This is a genomic window from Frigoribacterium sp. AP1 (assembly GCF_056680555.1).
This window is the reverse complement of record NZ_CM155288.1, coordinates 1,475,237-1,496,390: the sequence shown is the minus strand read 5'-3', so window position 1 is coordinate 1,496,390 and position 21,154 is coordinate 1,475,237. Positions and strand designations below refer to the sequence as shown.

At 72.6% G+C, this 21,154-nt stretch carries 21 protein-coding genes; 5 read left to right on the top strand and 16 right to left on the bottom strand.

The genetic code is table 11. The annotated features are described in order from the left end of the window. From hemL to AC1MBW_RS07125, 12 genes are all read right to left on the bottom strand, one after another. A complete protein-coding gene (hemL, locus tag AC1MBW_RS07180) occupies positions 1 to 1,344 on the bottom strand; it encodes a glutamate-1-semialdehyde 2,1-aminomutase (RefSeq protein ID WP_480025964.1) in 1,344 nt (447 codons plus the stop codon). Next, the gene (hemB, locus tag AC1MBW_RS07175; protein ID WP_480025963.1) at positions 1,344 to 2,333 is read right to left on the bottom strand and encodes a porphobilinogen synthase; all 990 of its coding nucleotides are present in this window, start codon (positions 2,331 to 2,333) and stop codon (positions 1,344 to 1,346) included. Before hemB ends, hemL begins: the two co-directional genes overlap by 1 nt. Continuing rightward, positions 2,333 to 3,124 carry a uroporphyrinogen-III synthase gene (locus AC1MBW_RS07170; protein ID WP_480025962.1) on the bottom strand — a complete coding sequence of 264 codons (792 nt, stop codon included), beginning with the start codon at positions 3,122 to 3,124 and terminating at the stop codon, positions 2,333 to 2,335. The genes hemB and AC1MBW_RS07170 overlap by 1 nt, the downstream gene beginning before the upstream one ends. After that, entirely contained in the window at positions 3,121 to 4,107 is a 987-nt protein-coding gene (gene hemC, locus AC1MBW_RS07165) for a hydroxymethylbilane synthase (protein ID WP_480025961.1), read from the bottom strand. Before hemC ends, AC1MBW_RS07170 begins: the two co-directional genes overlap by 4 nt. Before the next feature lie 5 nt (positions 4,108 to 4,112). After that, on the bottom strand, positions 4,113 to 5,336 hold the full coding sequence (locus tag AC1MBW_RS07160) for a ferrochelatase (protein ID WP_082383648.1): 1,224 nt from the start codon (positions 5,334 to 5,336) through the stop codon (positions 4,113 to 4,115). Continuing rightward, on the bottom strand, positions 5,333 to 6,106 hold the full coding sequence (hemQ, locus tag AC1MBW_RS07155) for a hydrogen peroxide-dependent heme synthase (protein WP_082383647.1): 774 nt from the start codon (positions 6,104 to 6,106) through the stop codon (positions 5,333 to 5,335). Before hemQ ends, AC1MBW_RS07160 begins: the two co-directional genes overlap by 4 nt. Positions 6,107 to 6,217: 111 nt before the next feature. Beyond that, the gene (locus tag AC1MBW_RS07150) at positions 6,218 to 6,445 is read right to left on the bottom strand and encodes a DUF3618 domain-containing protein (RefSeq protein WP_480025960.1); all 228 of its coding nucleotides are present in this window, start codon (positions 6,443 to 6,445) and stop codon (positions 6,218 to 6,220) included. A gap of 47 nt (positions 6,446 to 6,492) precedes the next feature. Beyond that, a complete protein-coding gene (locus tag AC1MBW_RS07145) occupies positions 6,493 to 6,942 on the bottom strand; it encodes a phage holin family protein (RefSeq protein WP_054147459.1) in 450 nt (149 codons plus the stop codon). Beyond that, positions 6,939 to 7,187 carry a hypothetical protein gene (locus AC1MBW_RS07140; protein WP_043595360.1) on the bottom strand — a complete coding sequence of 83 codons (249 nt, stop codon included), beginning with the start codon at positions 7,185 to 7,187 and terminating at the stop codon, positions 6,939 to 6,941. The genes AC1MBW_RS07145 and AC1MBW_RS07140 overlap by 4 nt, the downstream gene beginning before the upstream one ends. 117 nt (positions 7,188 to 7,304) lie before the next feature. Then, positions 7,305 to 8,669, bottom strand: coding sequence for a protoporphyrinogen/coproporphyrinogen oxidase (locus AC1MBW_RS07135; protein ID WP_480025959.1), 1,365 nt, complete (start codon positions 8,667 to 8,669; stop codon positions 7,305 to 7,307). Beyond that, on the bottom strand, positions 8,666 to 9,733 hold the full coding sequence (gene hemE, locus AC1MBW_RS07130) for a uroporphyrinogen decarboxylase (protein ID WP_480025958.1): 1,068 nt from the start codon (positions 9,731 to 9,733) through the stop codon (positions 8,666 to 8,668). Before hemE ends, AC1MBW_RS07135 begins: the two co-directional genes overlap by 4 nt. Positions 9,734 to 9,854: 121 nt before the next feature. Beyond that, a complete protein-coding gene (locus AC1MBW_RS07125) occupies positions 9,855 to 10,868 on the bottom strand; it encodes an NADP-dependent oxidoreductase (RefSeq protein WP_054147457.1) in 1,014 nt (337 codons plus the stop codon). 153 nt (positions 10,869 to 11,021) lie between these two features. On the opposite strand from AC1MBW_RS07125, the gene AC1MBW_RS07120 reads away from it, so the two are divergent. Continuing rightward, a complete protein-coding gene (locus AC1MBW_RS07120; protein WP_480025957.1) occupies positions 11,022 to 12,308 on the top strand; it encodes a glutamyl-tRNA reductase in 1,287 nt (428 codons plus the stop codon). Between the two features lie 56 nt (positions 12,309 to 12,364). Next, entirely contained in the window at positions 12,365 to 12,772 is a 408-nt protein-coding gene (locus AC1MBW_RS07115; RefSeq protein ID WP_054147455.1) for an NUDIX hydrolase, read from the top strand. Positions 12,773 to 12,836: 64 nt separating this feature from the next. Here the strand turns inward: AC1MBW_RS07115 and AC1MBW_RS07110 are convergent, their stop codons facing one another. Beyond that, the gene (locus AC1MBW_RS07110) at positions 12,837 to 13,754 is read right to left on the bottom strand and encodes a serine hydrolase (RefSeq protein WP_235451126.1); all 918 of its coding nucleotides are present in this window, start codon (positions 13,752 to 13,754) and stop codon (positions 12,837 to 12,839) included. Beyond that, entirely contained in the window at positions 13,748 to 15,712 is a 1,965-nt protein-coding gene (locus AC1MBW_RS07105; protein ID WP_480025956.1) for a M13 family metallopeptidase, read from the bottom strand. The genes AC1MBW_RS07110 and AC1MBW_RS07105 overlap by 7 nt, the downstream gene beginning before the upstream one ends. Positions 15,713 to 15,830: 118 nt before the next feature. Between AC1MBW_RS07105 and AC1MBW_RS07100 the strand changes: the two genes are divergently transcribed. Together AC1MBW_RS07100 and AC1MBW_RS07095 are read left to right on the top strand one after the other, a co-directional pair. Continuing rightward, positions 15,831 to 17,096: a uracil-xanthine permease family protein gene (locus tag AC1MBW_RS07100; protein ID WP_480025955.1), complete on the top strand. Its 1,266-nt coding sequence runs from the start codon at positions 15,831 to 15,833 to the stop codon at positions 17,094 to 17,096. After that, complete coding sequence (locus tag AC1MBW_RS07095; RefSeq protein WP_480026086.1) at positions 17,093 to 18,424, top strand: MATE family efflux transporter; 1,332 nt, start codon at positions 17,093 to 17,095, stop codon at positions 18,422 to 18,424. The genes AC1MBW_RS07100 and AC1MBW_RS07095 overlap by 4 nt, the downstream gene beginning before the upstream one ends. A 37-nt stretch (positions 18,425 to 18,461) precedes the next feature. On the opposite strand, the gene AC1MBW_RS07090 is transcribed toward AC1MBW_RS07095, so the two are convergent. Further along, positions 18,462 to 19,541: a LacI family DNA-binding transcriptional regulator gene (locus tag AC1MBW_RS07090; RefSeq protein WP_480025954.1), complete on the bottom strand. Its 1,080-nt coding sequence runs from the start codon at positions 19,539 to 19,541 to the stop codon at positions 18,462 to 18,464. 66 nt (positions 19,542 to 19,607) lie between these two features. Further along, positions 19,608 to 20,282, bottom strand: coding sequence for a hypothetical protein (locus AC1MBW_RS07085; protein WP_480025953.1), 675 nt, complete (start codon positions 20,280 to 20,282; stop codon positions 19,608 to 19,610). Positions 20,283 to 20,405: 123 nt separating this feature from the next. Between AC1MBW_RS07085 and nucS the strand changes: the two genes are divergently transcribed. Beyond that, positions 20,406 to 21,101: an endonuclease NucS gene (gene nucS, locus AC1MBW_RS07080; protein WP_054147450.1), complete on the top strand. Its 696-nt coding sequence runs from the start codon at positions 20,406 to 20,408 to the stop codon at positions 21,099 to 21,101. Positions 21,102 to 21,154: the final 53 nt, after the last annotated feature.

The window sequence follows — 21,154 nt, the reverse complement described above, 5'->3', positions numbered from 1 at the left end:
CTAGTGCGGTGCCTGGGCGGCTGCGGCGGCCTTGGCCGCGGCGGGCACGGCGTCGAGGATGCGCGACACCACGTCGTCGTCGTGGGCCGCCGTGACGAACCACGCCTCGAACACCGACGGCGGCAGGTTGACCCCGGCGTCGAGCATGGCGTGGAAGAACGGCGGGTAGCGCCAGGCCTGTTGGGCCCGGACGTCGTCGTAGTCGTTCGGGGCCGTCGGCGTGAACGCGAACGAGAAGAGCGACCCGGCGCGTTGCACGCTGTGCTCGACCCCCTCGGCGGACAGGGCGGCCGAGACGCCGGCCGACAGCTGGTCGGCGACGGTGTCGAGCCGGGCATAGACCTCGGGCGTCGCGAGCCTCAGCGTGGCGATGCCGGCGGCGACGGCGACGGGATTGCCGCTGAGCGTGCCCGCCTGGTACACCGGCCCGAGCGGGGCGAGGAAGTCCATCACCTCGGCGCGGCCGCCGAGGGCCGCCAGGGGCATGCCCCCGCCGATGACCTTGCCGAACGTGACGAGGTCGGGCTCCCACCCGGCGCCGTCGGGAACGACCTGGGCGGCCTCGAGACCCCACCAGCCGGCGCGACCCACGCGGAAGCCGGTGAGCACCTCGTCGACGATCAGCAGCGAGCCGTGGCGTCGCGTGATCTCGGACAGGCTGCGGTTGAAGCCGCGCTGTGGCGCGAGCACGCCCATGTTCGCGGCGGCCGCCTCGACGATGACAGCCGCGATGCGCGGGCCGTGCTCGTCGAAGGCCGCGCGCACGGCGCCGAGGTCGTTGTAGGGCAAGACGAGCGTCTGGGCGGCGGTCTCGGCCGTGATGCCGGCCGAACCGGGCATCGACAGCGTGGCGACGCCCGAACCGGCCTCGGCCAGCAGCGAGTCCGAGTGACCGTGGTAGTGCCCGGCGAACTTCACGAGCAGGTCGCGACCGGTGTAGCCGCGGGCGAGACGGATGGCCGTCATGGTCGCCTCGGTGCCGGTGGACACCATGCGCAGCTTGCCGATCGGACGCTGCTCGCCGACGGCGACGCGTTCACGGACCAGCTCGGCGAGTTCGGTCTCGGCCGGGGTGGACGCCCCGAACGACAGACCACGCGCCGCGGCCTGCTGAACGGCCTCGAGCACCTCGGGGTGCGTGTGCCCGAGGATCGCAGGACCCCACGAGGCGACGAGGTCGACGTAGTCGCGTCCCTCGGCATCCGTGACGTACGCGCCCTTGGCGCCCACGAGGAACCGTGGCGTCCCGCCGACGGAGCCGTAGGCGCGGACGGGCGAGTTGACGCCGCCCGGGATCGACCGCTTCGCCCGGGTGAAGTAGGTGTCGTTGCTCTGCTCGGTCATCAGAACCGCTCTTTCTGGAGGCGCGTGGCCAGTTCGGTGGCCCAGTACGTCAGGATCGCGTCCGCCCCCGCCCGCTTGATCGACAGGACGCTCTCGTAGGAGGCGGCGTCGAGGTCGATCCAGCCGTTCGCGGCGGCCGCCTGGATCATGGCGTACTCACCGCTGATCTGGTACGCCCAGACCGGCACCGTGCTGGTCGCGGCGGTCTCGGCGAGGACGTCGAGGTAGCTCATGGCCGGCTTCACCATGACGACGTCGGCACCCTCGGCGATGTCGAGGTCGACCTCGCGGAGGCCCTCGCGCCCGTTGGCGGCGTCCATCTGGTAGGTGCGGCGGTCGCCGACGAGGGTCGACCGGACGGCCTCACGGAAGGGGCCGTAGAAGGCCGACGCGTACTTGGCGGCGTAGGCGAGCAGTGCCGTACCGCCGAAACCGGCCTCGTCGAGCGCGTCGCGGGCCGAGCCGATCTGGCCGTCCATCATGCCGCTCATGCCGATCAGCTGCGAGCCGGCCTCGGCCTGGACGACCGCCATCTCGTCGTAGCGCACGAGGGTGGCGTCGTTGTCGACCGAGCCGTCGGCGGCGAGCACGCCGCAGTGGCCGTGGTCGGTGAACTCGTCGAGGCAGAGGTCGGTCTGGACGACCAACGCGCCCTGGGCGGCGTCGACGGCCACGCGGGTGGCCACGTTGAGGATGCCCTCGGGGTCGGTCGCGCCCGATCCGACGGCGTCCTTCTCGAGGGGAACGCCGAAGAGCATGACTCCGCCGACGCCGGCCTCGGCGGCCTGCTCGATCGCCCGGGGCAGGCTCGACAGGCTGTGGTGGACGACGCCCGGCATGGACGAGATCGGGGTGGGTTCGTCGATGCCCTCGCGGACGAACATCGGCAGGACGAGATCGGCGGGGTGCAGGCGGGTCTCGGCCGTCAGACGGCGCAGGGCAGGGGTGGCACGCAGGCGGCGGGGCCGCACGCGGGGGAAGTCAGACATCAGTCCTTCTCGGTGGGGGGCGTTCCGGCGGACGGGCCGTCGAGGGCGTGGTCCACCACGGCCTCGACGAGGGCGGCCGCCGATCGGGTCTCGGCGATCAGGTGCACGGGCAGCCCCGCGGCACGGGCGTCGAAGGCGGTGCGCGGGCCGATGCACGCGACGAGGGTCGCCGGCGGCAGGGGCGCCAGCTGGGCGGCGATCTGACGGGCCACGCTGCCCGAGGTCACGAGCAGTACGCCGATCGAGCCGTCGGCGACGCCGTCGCGCACCTCGGCCGAGACGGGCACGCCGACCGTGCGGTACGCCGAGACGAACTCGGCGTCGAACCCGCGGGCCGACAGCCCGGCGACGAGCGTCGGCTCGGCCAGGTCGGACTGCGGCACGAGCACGCGACCGGTGACCTCGTCGGCCGGCCACTCCTTCACGAGCCCGCGGGCCGAGTTGTCGCCCTCGGGGACGAAGTCGACGCGGATGCCCGCCAGGCCCAGCGCGGCCGCGGTGGTCTCGCCGACCGCGGCGACCCGGGTCGACGCGGGGGGCCGGATGCCGTTGCCGACCAACACGTCGACCGTGGTGGCGCTCGTGACGACGAGCCACTCGTAGACACCGGACTCGAGGCGGGCCAGGGCGGCGGCGAGCAGCTCGGGCGTCTCGGCGGGGGCGAAGTTGATGAGCGGGGCGATCACCGGCGCGGCACCGCGCGACCGGAGGGAGGCCGCGACCCCGTCGCCCCACTTGCCACCGCGCGGCACCAGGACGCGGACGCCCTTGAGCGGCTTGTCGGCGGTCACGAGGCGCTGCCCAGGGGGTCACCGCCGGACGGTCCGCCACCCAACGGGGCGAACTCGGCCGCGCCGGAGTCGAGCAGTTCGTCGACCACCCGACCCGCGACCTCGTGGACGTCGGCGAGACGCGCGACGAGCGGGCCGTCGTCGAGGGAGACGGCGTGCGACGAGCTGAGGCGCCGGCTGCCGTCGGGGCTGTACACGGTCGCACTGAGCAGCAGCAACCCGGCGTCGATGACGGCACTGGCACCGACGGGTGCCGCGCAGCCGGCCTCGAGGCCGGCCAGCACGGCCCGCTCGGCCGTCACCACGAGGCGGGTCTCGGCGTCCTCGATGGCGGCCAGACCGCGAGCGAGCGCCTCGTCGGGATCGCCTTCGCGCACCTCGACGGCCAACGAGCCCTGGCCCGGCGCGCTGGGCCAGAAACCGAGCCCCAGCAGTTCGGTCGCGGCGTCGAGCCGTCCCAGGCGGCCGAGCCCGGCCGCACTGAGCAGGACGGCGTCGAGGTCGACGCCGACGCGGCCCAGCCGCGTGTCGACGTTGCCGCGGATGTCGACGACCTCGAGGTCGGGACGTCGCGAGAGCAACTGGGCGGCACGACGCGGCGATCCCGTGCCGACGCGAGCGCCCTGCGGCAGCCCCTCGAGGGTCAGTCCGTCGCGGGCGCAGAGGGCGTCGCGGGCGTCCGCCCGGCCGGGTGTCGCCCCGATGACGAGACCGGGATGCGTGGCGGTGGGCAGGTCTTTGAGGGAGTGCACGAGCGCGTCGCACTCGTCCGCGAGCAGCGCTTCGCGCAAGGCACTGGCGAAGACGCCGGTGCCACCGAGCGAGGCGAGTGACTCACCGGTGCCCTGGGACCGGTCGCCCTCGGTCTTGATGCGGACGAGTTCGACGTCGTGACCGGTCGCGGCCGCGATGCGGTCGGCGACCGTGGTCGACTGGGCGACGGCCAGCGCGCTGCCCCGGGTTCCGATGCGGATGGTCGCCACGGGGGTCAGGGGACCAGCCCGGACAGGGCGGGCTTGAATCCGAGACGGACGTTCTCGCAGCAGCCGGGACGGCACACGTCGTACCAGGGCCCGAGGTCGGTGACGTGCGGACGGTCTTCTGCCGGGACGCCGTCACGACGCTCGAGGACGAGGTCGACGAGACCGGTGACGTAGTTCGGGTCGATGCCCGGCGTCGGGGTGCGCGTCGCCCAGAAACCGTTCTTCTCGCTGGTCTCCATCGCCTCGTTGTCGAGGTCCCACATGACCTCCATGTGGTCGCTGACGAAGCCGAGGGGCACGATGATCACGGCGCGGGTCGGACCGCCGGCCAGGTCGTCGATGGCGTCGTTGATGTCGGGCTCGAGCCAGGGCATCGAGGGCGGGCCGCTGCGCGACTGGTAGACGAGCTGCCACGGGACGGTCGTGCCGCCGCCCTCGGGCAGGTCGAGGTCGAGTGCGGCCTCGGCCGCGGCCATGACGACCTCGGCGACGGCCTTGTGCTGGGCGGCGTAGGCACCGTCGGCGTCGAAGCCGCGCGCCTCGGGGCCGCTCTTGGCGGCGTCGGTCGACGGGATCGAGTGCGTGGCGAAGAGCACCTGCACCTCGGTCGAGAGGTCGAGGCCCTCGTTCTCGGCGCGCGCCTTGACGAGCGCGTCGCGCACACCGTCGATGAACGGCTGCACGAACCCGGGGTGGTCGAAGAACTGGCGCACCTTGTCGATCTGCATGGTGCCCTCGAGCCCGGTGGCGTCGAGCGCCATCGCGAAGTCCTCGCGGTACTGGCGGCACGAGCTGTAGGACGAGTAGGCGCTGGTCGCGACCGCGATCAGCTTGCGGAACCCGCGCTCGTCGGCCTCGCGCACCGCGTCGGCCATGTACGGCTGCCAGTTGCGGTTGCCCCAGATGACCGGCAGGTCGATGCCGCGACGCTCGAGCTCGGCCTCGAGGGCCGCCTTGAGCTCGCGGTTGTGCTCGTTGATCGGGCTGACGCCGCCGAAGTGGCGGTAGTGCGTCGCGACCTCTTCGAGTCGTTCTTCGGGGATGCCCCGACCGCGCGTGACGTTGCGCAGGAACGGGATGACGTCGTCCTGCCCCTCGGGCCCGCCGAAACCGGCCAGCAGGATGGCGTCGTAGTCGGTCGGCTCGGAGACGTGCTCGGGCCCCGCGGCGGCGGCGGGTGTGGCGTTGCGGACGAGCTGCCCGTTGGTGATGTTGCTGGTGTCGGTCACGACAAGACCTCGATGATGTCGGTGGTGGGGATGCGGCGGCCCGTGAAGAACGGGATCTCTTCGCGGACGTGGCGTCGGGCCTCGGTGTAGCGCAGGTCGCGCATGAGGTCGACGAGTTGGACGAGCTCGGGCGCCTCGAGCGCGAGGATCCACTCGTAGTCGCCGAGGGAGAAGCTGGCGACCGTGTTCGTCAGCACCGCGCGGTGCTCGGAGCCCTGCTTGCCGTGCTCGGCGAGCATCTGACGGCGCTCGGCCTCGGGCAGCAGGTACCACTCGTAGCTGCGCACGAACGGGTACACCGTGAGCCAGGTCTCGGGCTCTTTGCCGCGCATGAAGGCCGGGCTGTGGTTGCGCGAGAACTCGGCCTCGCGGTGCATGCCCATGGCGTTCCAGGTGGGCAGCAGGCCGCCCAACACGTCGGTGCGCAACAGTTGCCGGTAGGCGGACTGGACGGCCTCGGGGACCTCGCCGTGCAGCCAGATCATGATGTCGGCGTCGGCCCGCAGGGCGCTGACGTCGTAGAAGCCGCGCACGGTGACGCCGAGCCCGGCGAGGGCGTCCACGACCGCGTCGAGTTGCGGGACGTCGTCGAGCTCGGGGGCGTAGGGGTTCTGCGGGTCGCGACGCAGCACGGCCCAGAGCGTGTAACCGAGACGTTCGGCGGGCGGAGGAGTGCTCGCCGCCGCGTCACCGGCCTCGGTCTGGACGGGTGCTGCGGGCGAATCGGACGTCGGCAGGACGGGCGCTGCCGTGTCGGCGCTGGAACTCATGCAGTCATTCTCCCTCTCGGCACGCTGGGAGCCCAACCAGGTTGCTCCCGGTCGAGCGAACGGGTCCGGGTGCTCTCTGGGGACGAACCGTCGGGCGAGCCCGGCGACCGCTCAGCGGCGATTGACGAGCGCGACGACGACGCCCGCGACGGCCAGTGCGCCCGCCCCGGCGGCGGCGAGCCACGGGGTCTTGTCGCGGTCGAACGACGCCTTGGCGCGGTGCCCGGCGATGCCCAGTTGCTTGGGCACGTTCAGCTTGTCCTCGAGCTCGTTGAGCGTCGCGGCGAGCTCGGCGCGAGTGCGGTCGATGTGGGCCTGGATGTCGCTGCTGTCGCTCACGGTGCTCCTGTCGGGAACGGGAAGGATGGGGATGTCGAGGAGGCGCGTCAGCGCTCGTCGAGGCGGGCGCCGGGGATCGAGCCCACGCCCTTGACGGCCTTGAGGTCGGCCTTGAGGCTCGCGATGGTCTTCTCGGGGACCGCGGGGAGCCCCTTCTTGATCGCCTTGTACCCGAGGAACGCCAGCAGGGCGGCGACGAGCAGCAGCACGCCGGCGACGATGAGGGCCGAGGCCCAGCCGGGAAGCCAGATGGCGAGCAGCAGCACGATGCCGGTCAACAGGACGCCGAGCATGGCGAAGACGAAGACGAGTGCCCCGACGAGGAACCCGGCACCGATGCCGAAGGCCTTGAGCGTGCCGATGACCTCGTACTTGAGCAGGGCCAGCTCGCCCTTGACGAGGTCGGTGACCAGCGTCGGGACGTCTTGCACGAGGGCGAAGAGCGACCGCGGCCTCGTCTTGTGCCGCACCTTGTCGCTGCGCGTCGAGTCGGTCATTTCTTGCGGCCGCCGCCGAAGGCCTTGGAGATGCCGCGGGTGATGCCCGTGACGACGGCGTCGACGCCGTCGGCCGTCTTGGCACCGGCGAAGTCCTGGCCCTTGGCGACCTGGCGCTGCACGGCCCGGCTGTTCCAGACCTTGGACGCCCTCTCGGTGATCTGCTCGTAACGGTCGTGGCCGGCGCGGGCGCCGAGCACGAATCCGACAGCGGCTCCGGCGACGAAGATCAGTTTGCCTCGCACGGGGGACTCCATTCGTGGTCGTACGCGCGACGGCATGTGCCGCACACGTCCCCCCAATGTAGCCCGAGGCGGCTGCCCGACGCCCGCGCCGGACCGAAGCCGACCGACCCCGGGGCCTCAGTCGCGGGACGGGGGCGACGAGAGCGCCGCCACCAGGGTGGCGGCCTGACGACGCGAGTGGGCGACGATCGCGGCGAGCCCACGTCCCGCCACCGCGCCTCCTGCCTGCACGACCTCGACCACGGGCTCGGTGACGGCCGCCGCCTTGGCCCGGCGCGGGGCGTCCCAGGTGGCCCGGCCGAAGCCGACCAGGTGGCGCTCGGCGAGGTCGACGCCGAGCAGGGTCGAGGCGTCGGCGAGCGCCGCGTCGCGCACCTCGGCGTCGGGCGTGCCACGGTCGACGACGGGTGAGTCGAAGCTGAGCCGCAGCACGTGGCGTCCCCCGGCGAGGTCGGCCAGCCAGCTCCACTTGACGGTCGCGTGGGTGAGTGCCTTGGCGCGCAGGCCGGTCGAGCCGGGGGCGACGAGCACGCCCGTGCCCCGGGGCGCCGCGTCGAGCTCGGGCCGGTCGACGACGAGGGTCGCGAGGGTGATCGCCCCGGGCGGCACCGAGGAGGCGCGGGTCGTCAGGGCCACCGCGTCGTGGTCCCCCACGGCCAGCACGACCTGTCTCGCCCGGACGTGCTCACCGCCGGTGGTCTCGACGCTCGTCTCGTCGATCGAGCGCACGCGGATGCCGAGGCGGACGTCGACGCCGAGCCGCTCGAGGTCGGCGACGATCGGGTCGACGAGGCGCGCGAGGCCGCCGCGGATGCCCGCAACCGCCGAACCGGCCGGGGCCAGGGCCCGCAGCCCGAGCACGGCGGCGGCGAGGCTGCCCTCGCGCTGCAGGGCCGAGCGCAGTCCGGGGGCGACGCGGTCGACGGCGAGGAGGTCGGGGTGGAGCGAGTGGACGCCCGAGACGATGGGGCTGACGAGCCGGTCGACGACGGCCTCGCCCATGCGGGCGCGGACGAGACCACCCAGGGTGGTCTCGTCCGACCCGACGTCGGCGGGCAGCTCGGCGTCGTCGAGCGCGCGCCTCACCCCGGCCTCGCCGACGACGGCGCGGACGTCGGCGGCGGACGGGTCGCCGGGGATGCCGAGCAACCCCGTGCGCGGGATCGGGAAGGACTCGCCGTCGGCCTCGTGCAGCCAGGCACCGCGCGGGTCGGGCAGGACGATGTCGTCGCCGAGGCCGAGTTCGGTGGCGAAACCGGCGACCGTGCCGCCACGGGTCGCGAAGCTCTCGGCCCCGGCGTCGAGCGCGATGCCGGCGACCACGTGTCGCGAGACCTCGCCGCCGAGACGGTCGGACGCCTCGAACAGGACGACGCTCAGCCCGGCGGCGGCCAGATCCCTGGCGAGCACGATGCCGCCCATGCCGCCGCCCACCACGGCGACGTCGACGACGGCGCCCGGGGTGACGACGGGCGGGGTCACAGCGTGTGGGCGAGCTCGACGATGCGGGTGAGCACGTCGGGGTCGGTGTCGGGGCTGACGCCGTGGCCGAGGTTGAGGACGTGCGCCGGGGCCGACCGACCACGCTCGACCACGTCGCGGACGTGCGCCTCGAGCACGGCCCAGGGCGCCTGGAGCATGGCCGGGTCGATGTTGCCCTGCACCGGGGTCGAACCGCCGAGGCGACGGGAGGCCTCGTCGAGCGGGATGCGCCAGTCGACGCCGACGGCGTCGGTGCCGACGTCGCGCATGGCGGCCAGCACCTCGCCGCTGCCCACGCCGAAGTGGATGCGGGGCACGTCGAGGTCGGCGACGTGCGACAGCGCCCGGGCCGAGTGGCGGGCGACGTGCGCGGTGTAGTCGGCCAGCGACAGCGACCCGACCCACGAGTCGAACAACTGGGCGGCGCTCGCACCCGCGAGCACCTGGGCCCGCAGGAAGGCGCCGGTCACGTCGGCGGCCCAGGTCAGCAGGGCGTCCCAGGTCTCGGGGTCGCTGTGCATGAGGGCCCGGGCGCGGATGTGGTCCTTCGACGGCCCGCCCTCGACGAGGTAGGCGGCGAGCGTGAAGGGCGCACCGGCGAACCCGATCAGCGGCGTGCTGCCGAGCTGCGCGACGGTCTGGGCGACGCCCGCGGCGATCGGGGCCAGCGCCTCCGGATCGACGGGTCGGAGGGCCGCGACGTCGGCCGCCGTGCGGATCGGCGTCTCGAGCACCGGCCCGCGCCCCGGGACGATGTCGACCGCCACGCCGGCCAGCTTGATCGGCACGACGATGTCGCTGAAGAAGATGCCCGCGTCGACGCCGTGACGGCGGACGGGCTGCAGCGTGATCTCGCTCGCCAGGTCGGGCGTGAGGCAGGCGTCGAGCATCTTGGTGCCGACGCGCAGCTCGCGGTACTCGGGCAGCGAGCGCCCCGCCTGGCGCATGAACCACACCGGCAGCGTCTCGGGCCGGTCGCCGCGCAACGCGCGGACCAACGGTGAACGCGTCGTGAGGCCGGCGGCCAGCGGGTGCTGCTCGGGCAGGGCGGAGGTCTGGGTCACGGGGTCGATTGTCCCATCGCCCGCTGGACGTCACGTCGAGGCGACCCGCCGCCGGCCCCGCCTCGGCGAGACCGTCCCGGTCGGGTCGCCTCGAACGCGGGAGCGGCCGAGGAGGCGCGGGTCAGGAGACCGCGACGACCATCTTCCCGACGTTGGCACCGCGCATCAGCCCGGTGAAGGCGTCGAACGCGTTGTCGACGCCCTCGACGACGGTCTCGTCGTACACGACGTCGCCGGCGGAGAGCCAGGGGCCCATCTCGGCCTGGAAGGCGGGTGCGAGGTGGCGGTAGTCGCCCAGCGTGAAGCCCTTCATCGTGAGGCCGCGGGTGACCATGTTGGTCATGCCGGTGATGCCGACCGGGGCGCCGGTCGAGTTGTAGTTCGCGATCGAGCCGCAGAGCGCGGCGCGGCCGCCGGTGCGGAACGAGGCGAGGGCGGCCGACAGGTGGTCGCCGCCGACGTTGTCGAAGTAGAGGTCGATGCCGTCGGGCGCGGCCTCGGCGAGCAGCTCGGAGACGTCGCCGTCGCGGTAGTTGAAGGCGGCGTCGAAGCCGTACTTCGAGGTGAGTAGCTCGACCTTCTCGGCCGAGCCGGCGCTGCCGATCACCCGCGAGGCTCCCTTGAGGCGGGCGATCTGGCCGACCATGGTGCCGACGGCCCCGGCGGCGCCCGAGACGAAGACGACGTCGCCCTCGCGGATGCCGGCGATCTCGGTGAGGCCGACGTACGCCGTGAGGCCGGTGAGGCCGAGCACGCCCAGGTACGCGGACAGCGGCACGCCGTCGACGGGCTGCACGGCGCGGAAGGCGGCCGCGCCTCCTTGGGCCACGTCCCGCCAGCCCTGGTCGTGCAGCACGACGGTGCCGACCGGCAGGTCGTCCGAACGGGACTCGACGACGCGGCCGACGGCACCGCCGGTCATGGTCTCGCCGAGCGCGAAGGGCGGGATGTACGACTTCACGTCGTTCATGCGACCGCGCATGTAGGGGTCGACCGAGAGGAACTCGTTCTGCACGCGCACCTCGCCGTCGGCGAGCTCGGGCAGGGTCACCTCGACCCGGGCGACGTCGTCGGGGGTGGGCTCGCCGTGCGGGCGGGCGACGAGCTGCCACTGGATGCTGGTGGTCGAGGTCATGGTGTTCTCCTTCGTCGATGCGGTGCGCGCCGCCGTCCGGAATGCGGACGCCGACACCAGTGTTGCAAGTTGCAACTGCCAGGATGCATTCCCGGCCACTCGACGTCGAGTCAACGCCCAGCCGAAAACGCCGATCAGAGTTAGGATCACTCAGTGCTCATCTGCCTCACGGCGTCCCACCAGAACGCCAGCTTCGACCTCCTCGAGAGGCTGAGCATTGGCGCACCCTCGGCGGCGGGCACCCTGGTCGACGGCAGCGACTTCGTCAGCGGCGCGGTCGTGCTCGCGACCTGCAACCGTTTCGAGGCCTACCTCGACGTCGACGAGCCCCTCACCGCGGGCAGCGCCCTGGCCGTCGAGGCCACGATCGAGACCATGAGCACGGCCAGCGGCGTCGAGCCCGACGACCTGCGCGACAGCGTGCGGGTCATCACCGGCGACGAGGTCGTCGAGCACCTGTTCGCCGTCAGCTCGGGCCTCGAGTCGGTCGTCGTCGGCGAGGACGAGATCTCGGGCCAGGTGCGCCGTTCGCTCGAACGCGCCCGCCACGACGGCACCACCTCGCGCGACCTCGAGCGCCTCTTCCAGAAAGCGTCGCAGACCTCGCGCGGCATCAAGAACCAGACGAACGTCGGAGGCGCGGGTCGTTCACTCGTGCGCCTCGCCCTCGAACTGGCGTCCTCACGCGTGACCGACTGGTCCGAGGCGCGCGTCCTCATCGTGGGCACCGGCCAGTACGCGGCCACCACCGTGGCGGCGCTCCGCGACCGCGGCGCCGACCAGCTCGCCGTCTACTCGGGTTCGGGCCGCGCCGAGTGGTTCGGCCTCAAGCACGCCGCGACCCCCTACGACGACCTCGCCACCGCCGTCGCCTGGAGCGACGTGCTGATCACCTGCACCTCGACCACCGAGCCGGTCGTGACCCGCGACGTCGTCCGCCCGGGCGGTCGTCGCCTCGTGATCGACCTCGGCCTGCCCCGCAACGTCGACCCGCTCGTCTCGGGCGTCGAGGGAGTCGAGCTGCTCGACCTCGAGACCATCAGCCTGCACGCCCCGCTGCCCCAGCTCAGTGCGGCCGACGACGCCCGCGCCCTCGTCACGTCGGCGGCCGCCGAGTTCCAGGCCGTCGCCGCCGAGCAGTCGCTCACCCCGTCGGTCGTCGCGCTGCGCAAGCACGTCTTCGACCTGCTCGACGCCGAGATCGAGCGCGCGCGGTCACGCGGCGACTCGTCCGAGCGCACCGAGTCGGCCCTGCGACACCTCGCCGGCGTCCTGCTGCACACCCCCTCCGTCCGGGCGCGCGAGCTGGCCCGCGAGGGCCGCGGCGACGAGTTCCGCGACGGTCTCGAGGCGCTGTTCGGCGTGACCGACGCACGCCGCGCCTCCTCGTCCTCGACGTTGCGCGCCGTCGACGACGAGCGTCAGGCCTCGGCGGGCTGACCGTCTCTCGACGGCGCGAGGTCGAGAGCTCGGCCACCGTGCCCGAGGATGGCCTGATGGACACCATCGTCGTCAGCGCGCTCGCCCTCGTCCGTGACCGGCGGATGCTGATGGTCACGGCTCGGGGTCGTGACGTGCTCTACCTGCCGGGCGGCAAGCTCGAGGCCGGCGAGACCGCGGCCGAGGCGCTGGTCCGAGAATCACGCGAAGAGGTCGGCGTCGAACTCGACCCGGCGACCGTGGCCGAGCTGTTCACGGTCGTGACGCAGGCTCACGGCGAGCCCGAGGGCCGACAGGTCGCCATGACGGTCTTCGCCGCCGAGCTCGCGGCGACGAGCCCCGAGCCCGCTCCCGCCGCCGAGGTCGGCGCGGTGCACTGGGTGACCTCGGCCGACGCCGACCGGTGCCCGCCGGCCGGGGTCGCGACGCTCGAACGCCTGCGAGGGCTCGACCTGGTCGACTGACCGACGCGCGGCACGGCCCGGCCCGGCACGGCATGGCTCGGCTCGGCTCGGCTCGTGGCGCCGCTCAGTGCACGTACTCGAGAGCGTCGGTGCCCACGGCCCGCAGGGCGTCGAGAGCACGGAGGCGGTGGGCGAGCGTCAGGTCGTCGAACGTGACGATCACGCAGTACGCCACGCTGCGGTGCGGTCCGCGCAGCACCCCGAGCTCGGAGCGCACCCCCGGGTCGCCGCCGGTCGTGTGGACGATCTGGAGGTCGTGGTCGAGTCGTCGGTGTCCGAGCGGATCGAGACCGAACGGTGCGGCGACGAGCGACGTGTCGGCACCCAGCGACAGCCAGCCGAGAACCCGGTTCGAGACGGCGCGGTCGACGACCTCGCCGCGGGCCAGGGACACCATCAGGCCGGCCAGCTCGTGGGCCGAGCCGACGGCGAGCGCGGGCGCGTCGTCGGGGCCGCGCGACGACCGCGTCACGTCGAGGAGGGCCGTCTTCGTGAGCCCGAGCGACTCGCCCCGTGCCCGCACCGCGGCCAAGCCGACCCGACCGATGAGCGCGTCGATCGCCGCAGCGTCGCGGAAGGCACCGACGAGCGTCGCCGCGTCGGTCACCGGGAGGCTCGTCCGGCGGAGGTAGGGCCAGAGACCGCCGGGCCCCTGGTCGCCGGGGTCTCCCGGTCGGTCGAGTTCGTCGAGCGGGCGCAGCGTGCCGTCCTCGATGCGGGCCGACACCTCGATCAGCAGCAGGACGGCACCGAGCTGCCCGACCGGCAACGCCAGGTGCTCGTCGACGCTCAGCAGGTCGGCGCCCGAGTCGAGGTCACCGACCGAGGCCGAGACCTGACCTCCCGCGAGGGCCAGGTCGCCCAGGGCCGCGAACGACGACGAGAACGACTCGAGCGCGCGACCGCCGCCGTGACGCGGCTCGTGGTCGGCGCCGTCGGCGTTCTCGCGTCGGGCGCGGCGCCCGGGCCCCGGACCTACCAAATCGTGACGCGCTCCTCGACCGGCAGCCACAGGGCGTCGCTCTCGGTGACGCCGAAGGTCGTGTAGAACTCATCGATGTTGCGCACGATCTGGTTGCAGCGGAACTCGTTCGGCGAGTGCGGGTCGATCGAGATGAGGCGGATCGCCTCTTCGTCGCGCAGCTTGATCTGCCAGGCCTGCGCCCAGCTGAGGAAGAACCGCTCGGCACCGGTCAGCCCGTCGATCACGGGCGGCTCGGCGCCGTCGAGCGAGATGAGGTAGGCCTTCCAGGCGATCGAGAGCCCACCGAGGTCGCCGATGTTCTCGCCGATCGTGAGAGCGCCGTTGACGTGGTGGTCGGGAACCTGCTTCGGGGCGAGGGCGTCGTACTGCGCGATGAGCGACGAGGTGAGCTTCTCGAAGGCCTCGCGGTCGGCGGGGGTCCACCAGTCGGTCAGCTTGCCGTCGCCGTCGTACTTCGAGCCCTGGTCGTCGAAGCCGTGGCCGATCTCGTGGCCGATGACGGCGCCGATGGCTCCGTAGTTGGCGGCGGCGTCACGGTTCTCGTCGAAGAACGGGAACTGCAGGATCGCCGCGGGGAAGACGATCTCGTTCATGCCCGGGTTGTAGTACGCGTTGATGGTCTGAGGCGTCATGAACCACTCGTCGCGGTCGAGCGGCTTGCCGATCTTTCCCAGCTCGCGGTCGAAGCCGAAGGCGGCGGTGGCACGCACGTTGCCGACCAGGTCGGCGGGGTCGATCGACAGGGCGGAGTAGTCGCGCCAGGTCGAGGGGAAACCGATCTTGGGCGTGAACTTCTCGAGTTTGTCGAGGGCCCGGGCACGGGTCTCGTCGGTCATCCACTCGAGACCCGTGATGCTCTGACGGTAGGCCTCGACGAGGTGGGCGACGAGGACGTCCATCGCGGTCTTGGCCTCGGGTGCGAAGTGCCGCTCGACGTAGATGCGGCCGACGGCCTCGCCGAGGGCGCCCTCGACGAGCGAGACACCGCGCTTCCAGCGGGCGCGCTGCACCGGGGTGCCGGTGAGGGTGCGACCGTAGAAGCCGAAGTTCGCCTCGACGAAGGGCGTCGACAGGTAGGCGGCCGTCGAGCGGACGATCTGCCAGCGCAGCCAGTCGCGCCAGGCGTCGACGCGGTCGTCGGTCAGCAACGTCGCCAGGCCGGTCACGAACGACGGCTCGCGCACGACGAGCTCGTCGAAGACGCCGGCCGGGCCGCCGACGGCGTCCCGCCAGGCCGTCAGGTCGACCCCCTCGGCGAGCGCGTCGAACTCGGCCCAGGGCAGCAGGTTGTAGGTCTTGTCGCTGTCGCGGGTGGCGACGTTGCTCCAGTGGTGCGAGGCGAGGGAGGTCTCGAGCTCGATCACGCGGTCGGCGCGGGCCGAGGCGTCGTCGAGGCCGGCGAGCCCGAGCATCTCCTCGACGAACGCCCGGTAGGCGGTCCGCACGGATTCGAACTTCTCGTCGCGGTAGTACGACTCGTCGGGCAGGCCGAGGCCGCCCTGTTCGACGAAGACGACGTAGCGCTCGGGGTCGCCCGGGTCGTTGTCGACGAAGAGCTGCACGACGCTCGGCATGCCCTGCTTCTCGAGCGAGCCCAGGAGGCGCGTGAACGAGGTCACGTCGGTCACCCCGTCCACCTCGGCCAGGAGCGGTTCGAGGGGTGCGGCGCCGAGCGCCTCGATGCGCTCCTCGTCGGTGAAGCTGGTGAAGAGGTCGCCGACCTTGCGGGCCTCGGTGCCGGGTACGGCGGACTGCGACTCGATCACGATCTCGCGGACGGCCTTCTCGGCCTCTTCGGCGAGGAGGTAGAAGGAGCCGTAGCGCGCCTTGTCGTCGGGGATCTCGGTGCGGTCGATCCACGCGCCGTTGACGTGCCGGAAGAGGTCGTCCTGCGGGCGGACCGCCGGGTCGAGTTCGTCGGTCTGGATTCCGCTGCTCAGTGCGTCGCTGGTCATGCTCGTCAGCCTAGGTGAGGCCCACGACGGCGGGCCGGGCCGGGCCCGCTGCGGCCCGGGCTGACGAGGCCGTCCCAGGAAACACGGAGGAAACGGCACCCCCAGTACAGTTCTCGGCATGGCACTCCCCTGGGCACTGCACGGCGACGGCAAGACGGTCGACCCGACCGAGATCGTGGCCCCGGAGGAGCGGCTCAGCTGGCCGCGCACGATCGGCCTCGGCGGCCAGCACGTCGTCGCCATGTTCGGTGCGACCTTCCTCGTGCCGATCATCACCGGGTTCCCGCCGAGCACGACGCTGTTCTTCTCCGGCATCGGCACCCTGCTCTTCCTGATCATCACGAAGAACCGGCTGCCCAGCTACCTGGGCTCGTCGTTCGCCTTCCTCGCCCCGATCGCAGCCGCCACCGACGTGGGCGGCATCCCCCTCGCGCTCAGCGGCATCATCGTCGTCGGCGCCCTGCTCGCCGTGATCGGCGTGGTCGTGAACCTCGCGGGCACCCGCTGGATCGACGCCCTGCTGCCCCCGGTGGTCAGCGGCTCGATCGTCGCCCTGATCGGCTTCAACCTGGCCCCGGCCGCCCGTGACAACTTCGCGCTCTCGCCGGGCATCGCCCTGATCACCCTCGCCGCGGTCGTGCTGAGCGCCGTGCTCTTCAAGGGCCTGCTCGGCCGCCTGTCGATCTTCGTCGGCGTCGTCGTCGGCTACGTCGCCGCCGTGATCGCGGGCGCCGTCGACTACAGCGCCGTCGCGGCCGCTCCGTGGGTGGGCCTGCCGACCTTCACGGCCCCCGCCTTCGACCTCGGGCAGCTGCCGATCTACCTCGGCTTCCTGCCCGTCGTGCTCGCCCTGATCGCCGAGAACGTCGGCCACGTCAAGGGCGTCGGCCAGCTGACCAAGCGCAACCTCGACCCGCTGACCGGCCGGGCCCTCTTCGCCGACGGCCTCAGCACGGTCATCGCGGGCCTCGGCGGCGGCTCGGCCACCACCACCTACGGCGAGAACATCGGCGTGATGAGCGCCACCCGTGTCTTCTCGACCGCCGCCTACTGGGTCGCCGGCGTCGTGGCGATCCTGCTCGGGCTGTCGCCCAAGATCGGCGCCGTCATCTTCACCATCCCGCCGGGGGTGCTCGGCGGCGTCACGACGGCGCTCTACGGGCTCATCGGCGTGATCGGCATCCGCATCTGGGTCGAGAACGAGGTCGACTTCAGCCGCCCGAAGAACCAGCTGACCGCCGGCGTCGCGCTGATCATGGGCATCGCCGACTTCACCCTGGCCCTCGGAGGTGCGAGCTTCGGCGGCATCATCCTCGGCACGGTCGCGGCCATCGTGGTGTTCCACGTGATGAACGGGCTGGGTCGGCTCCGGGGCACCGACTGAGCGTGCGCCTCCGCTCGCCCCTCGACCGCGAGATCCTCCGCCTGGCCGTGCCGGCGCTGGGAGCGCTCGTGGCCGAGCCGCTCTTCCTGCTCACCGACACCGCCCTCGTCGGCCACCTCGGCTCGGTGCCGCTCGCGGGGCTCGGGGTGGCGAGCGTCATCCTGCAGACGGCCCTCGGGCTGCTGATCTTCCTCGCCTACGCGACCACCCCGACGGTCGCACGGCGACTGGGGGCCGGCGACCAGCGGGGCGCGATCCGGGCCGGGGTCGACGGCATGTGGTTCGCGCTGCTCGTCGGCATCGTCGTCGCGGGGTCGGGCGCGGTCGCCGCCGAGCCGCTCGTGGGCCTCTTCGGCGTGGCCGACGAGGTCGCCGCGGCCGCCACGACGTACCTCTCCGTCTCGCTGCTCGGCCTGCCCGGCATGCTGCTCGTGATCGCCGCGACGGGCCTGCTGCGCGGGCTGCAGGACACCCGGACGCCCCTCGTCGTCGCCACCGTCGGCTTCGCCGCGAACGCCGGCCTCAACGCGCTGTTCCTCTACGGCTTCGACTGGGGCATCGCCGGCTCTGCGGCCGGCACCGTCGTCGCGCAGTGGGGCATGGCCGCCGTCTACGTGGTGATCGCTTTGCGGGCGGCCCGGGCCGTCGGCGCCGACCTCCGTCCGGGGCTCGCCGGGGTCGGTCGCACCGCGCAGGCGGGCGGCTGGCTGCTCGTGCGGAACGCGGGTCTGCGGGCCGCGCTCCTCGCGACCGTCGCGGCCGCCGCCTCCTCGGGGGTCACCGGCCTGGCCACCATCCAGGTCGCGCTCACCCTCTTCAGCACCCTGGCCTTCGCCCTCGACGCCCTCGCGATCGCGGGGCAGGCGATGGTCGGCCACGCCCTCGGGCAGGGCGACCGCGAGCGGGTGCGGGCGATCACGCGACGGCTGATGCTCCTCGGCGTGGGCGGCGGCGTGGTGCTGGGCGCCGTCCTGGCCCTGCTCGCGCCGGTGCTCGCGCCCGTCTTCAGCCCCGACCCGGGCGTGCAGGCGCTGCTGCCGTCGGTGGTCGTCGCGATGGCGGTCGGCATCCCGCTCGCCGGCTTCGTGTTCGTGCTCGACGGCGTGCTGCTCGGCGCGGGCGACGCCCGCTACCTCGCGATCGCGTCGGTCGTCAGCGTGCTCGCCTACCTCGCGGTGCTGCTCCCGGTGGAGGCGCGGGTCGGCACCACGACGTCGGGTGCGGTCGCGCTCTGGCTCGCGTTCGGCCTCGGGTACATCGGGGCGCGGGCGGTCACGCTCGGACTGCGGGCCCGCACCGACCGGTGGATGGTGGTCGGCGCGCGTTGAGCGTCGCGCCGCCCGGCGCCCCTGCTCCGGCGCGGCGTCAGCGCGCGGGCGGACCCGTCGTCGAGCCGGGGCGGAAGACGCTGGTGAAGGTCGTCCCGACCGCTGGCTCCCCCGCGAGCAGCGCGAGCACCGCGCGACCGGCCGCGCGGCCCTTCTCGACCGCGGGCTGGACGACCGTCGTGAGGTCGGCGGCTCGCGGGTCGTCGAGCCGCACGCCGTCGTAGCCGACGACGCTCAGGTCGCCCGGCACCGACAGCCCCAGGTCGTCCGCGGCCGCGATGACGCCCGACGCGAGCAGGTCACTCTGCGCCACGATCGCCGTCGGACGCCGGGCCTCGGGCACGTCGAGCAAACGCAGACCCGCACGGTGCCCCTCGCTGGTCCAGCTGCCCCTGGTCGCCAGGCCGCCCACGCCGGGGAAGACCTGGCGGGTCCCCCGCAGCCGCTCGAGGGTCGGCCACGAGGTGCCCCGGCCCACGCGCTCGTCGGTCAGCTCGTCGTCGTGGCCGCCCGTCGACCGGCCGGGGCCCAGTTCGAGCGCGACGACCGCGACGCGTCGGTGGCCGAGGTCGTGCAGGTGCTGCGCCAGCAGTCGGGACGAACCGACGTTGTCCTCGGCGATGTCGAGCACGCCCTCGGTCGGTGGGGCCTCGATCGAGACGACGGGGATGCCGCGCCGCCGCATGATCGACACGGACTCGTCGAGGCGGGTGCTGCAGCCGAACAGCACGACCGCGTCGACCGGGGCGTCGAGCAGGCGGGAACGTTCGCCCTCGCTCTCGGTGAGCAGCAGCAGCGAGTTGTCGGCCGGACCCGTCACGTCGGCGATGCCGTCGAGCATCGCGACGTTGATCGGGTCGCGGAAGGCCGTGCTGAGGGTGGACTCGAGGACGGCCCCGACGATGCCGGAGCGCCCGCGGCGCAACGACCTCGCCCGCGGGTCCGGCCCGGCGTAGCCGAGTTCGTCGGCGGCGGCGAGCACCCGCGCACGGGTCTCGTCCGACACGGGGCCGGTGCCGCTGAAGGCCAGGGAGGCGGTGCTCGCGCTGACCCCGGCGACTCGCGCGACCGACGCGAGGGTCGGCCTGGCGGCGACGTCGCCCTCTGCCCGGCTCATGCTGCCGCAGCCTAGCCGACGGGGCCGGACGGCCCCCCGGGGTGGCTGGTGACGGTCGGTGCGTTGTCAGTCGACGGGTCGGACGGGCGGTTCGTCGACGCCCAGGGCGGTGACGTAGTCGGACGCGAGGCCCGGCAGCTGCGCCCAGTCGCCGTAGTGCGCGGCGGCCTCCATGAGGTCGACGATCGCGCCGCGGACGGTCTCGCCGAGGGCGGGCCGCATGTCGTGCACCGCGACGGCCCTCGCACTGCAGAGGATCTCGAGCGGCAGCAGCAGGTCGTCCAGCACGTGCTGACGGGCGGCCGGCGAGAGCACCTGCACGATCGCCCGCGCGAGGTCGAGGAAGTGCGCGACGTCCGCGGGCAGGGCCAGCCCGTGGGCCGTGCAGGCCGGTCGGCGCACGCCGGGCTCGGGGACGTCCTCGAGCGAGGTCGCCTTCGTCGACGCCACGGAGATCATGCGGACGAGGTCTCGCAGCAGCACCTCGTTGAACCGCCGGTGCCAGACGACGACGTGGGCCCCGCTGAACGGAGCACGCACCACGACCTTCATGCGCCTCAGCTCGAAGAGGGCGAGGTGCACCTCGCCGGGGGTGACCCGGTGCTCCCGCACGATGGTGTCCACGTCGAGGGAGTCGCCGGGTGCGTAGCGTGCCGTGGCCAGGTCGACGAGCAGCAGCTCGGCCGTGTCGTGGGTCGTCCCCCGCAGCGGCCGGGTCGTGGCGGGCATCGGGTTGGGCATCGTTCCTCCTGGACGCGTCTCGATGGTCGTCCTGCCGACCATCTGTCATGAATGTATTTCACATATGAATGCCTGTCAACACCACGATGGAGGGCCGTTCTCGCCGCCCCGTAGGATCGTCGGGTGCGTCTCGTCATTGCCCGCTGTTCGGTCGACTACGCCGGTCGACTGTCCGCCCACCTACCCCTGGCCACGCGCCTCCTCATGGTCAAGAGCGACGGCAGCCTGCTCGTCCACTCCGACGGCGGCAGCTACAAGCCCCTGAACTGGATGAGCCCGCCCTGCACGATCCGCACGGTCGAACCCGACGACGACCAACGCGAGGCCGGCGTCGTCGAGCTGTGGAAGGTCACCCAGGCGAAGACGGCCGACATCCTCGTGGTCTCGATCCACGAGGTCCTGCACGACTCGTCCCACGAGATGGGCGTCGACCCGGGTCTGACCAAGGACGGCGTCGAGGCCGACCTGCAGAAGCTGCTGGCCGAACAGATCGACCTGCTCGGCGACGGCCACACCCTCGTCCGCCGCGAGTACATGACCGCGATCGGGCCGGTCGACATCCTCGCCCGCGACGCGAAGGGGGCCGCCGTGGCCGTCGAACTCAAGCGTCGCGGCGACATCGACGGGGTCGAGCAACTCACGAGGTACCTCGAACTGATGAACCGCGACCCACACCTCGCCCCCGTGACCGGGGTGTTCGCCGCACAAGAGATCAAACCGCAGGCCCGCACGCTGGCCCACGACCGGGGCATCCGCACCCTGCTGCTCGACTACGACGCCATGCGCGGCCTGGACGACTCGCACTCGCGCCTGTTCTGATCGAGCCCCCGAAGTCTTGTGATACTCACATTTCAGGGTTATATTCCTCCTAC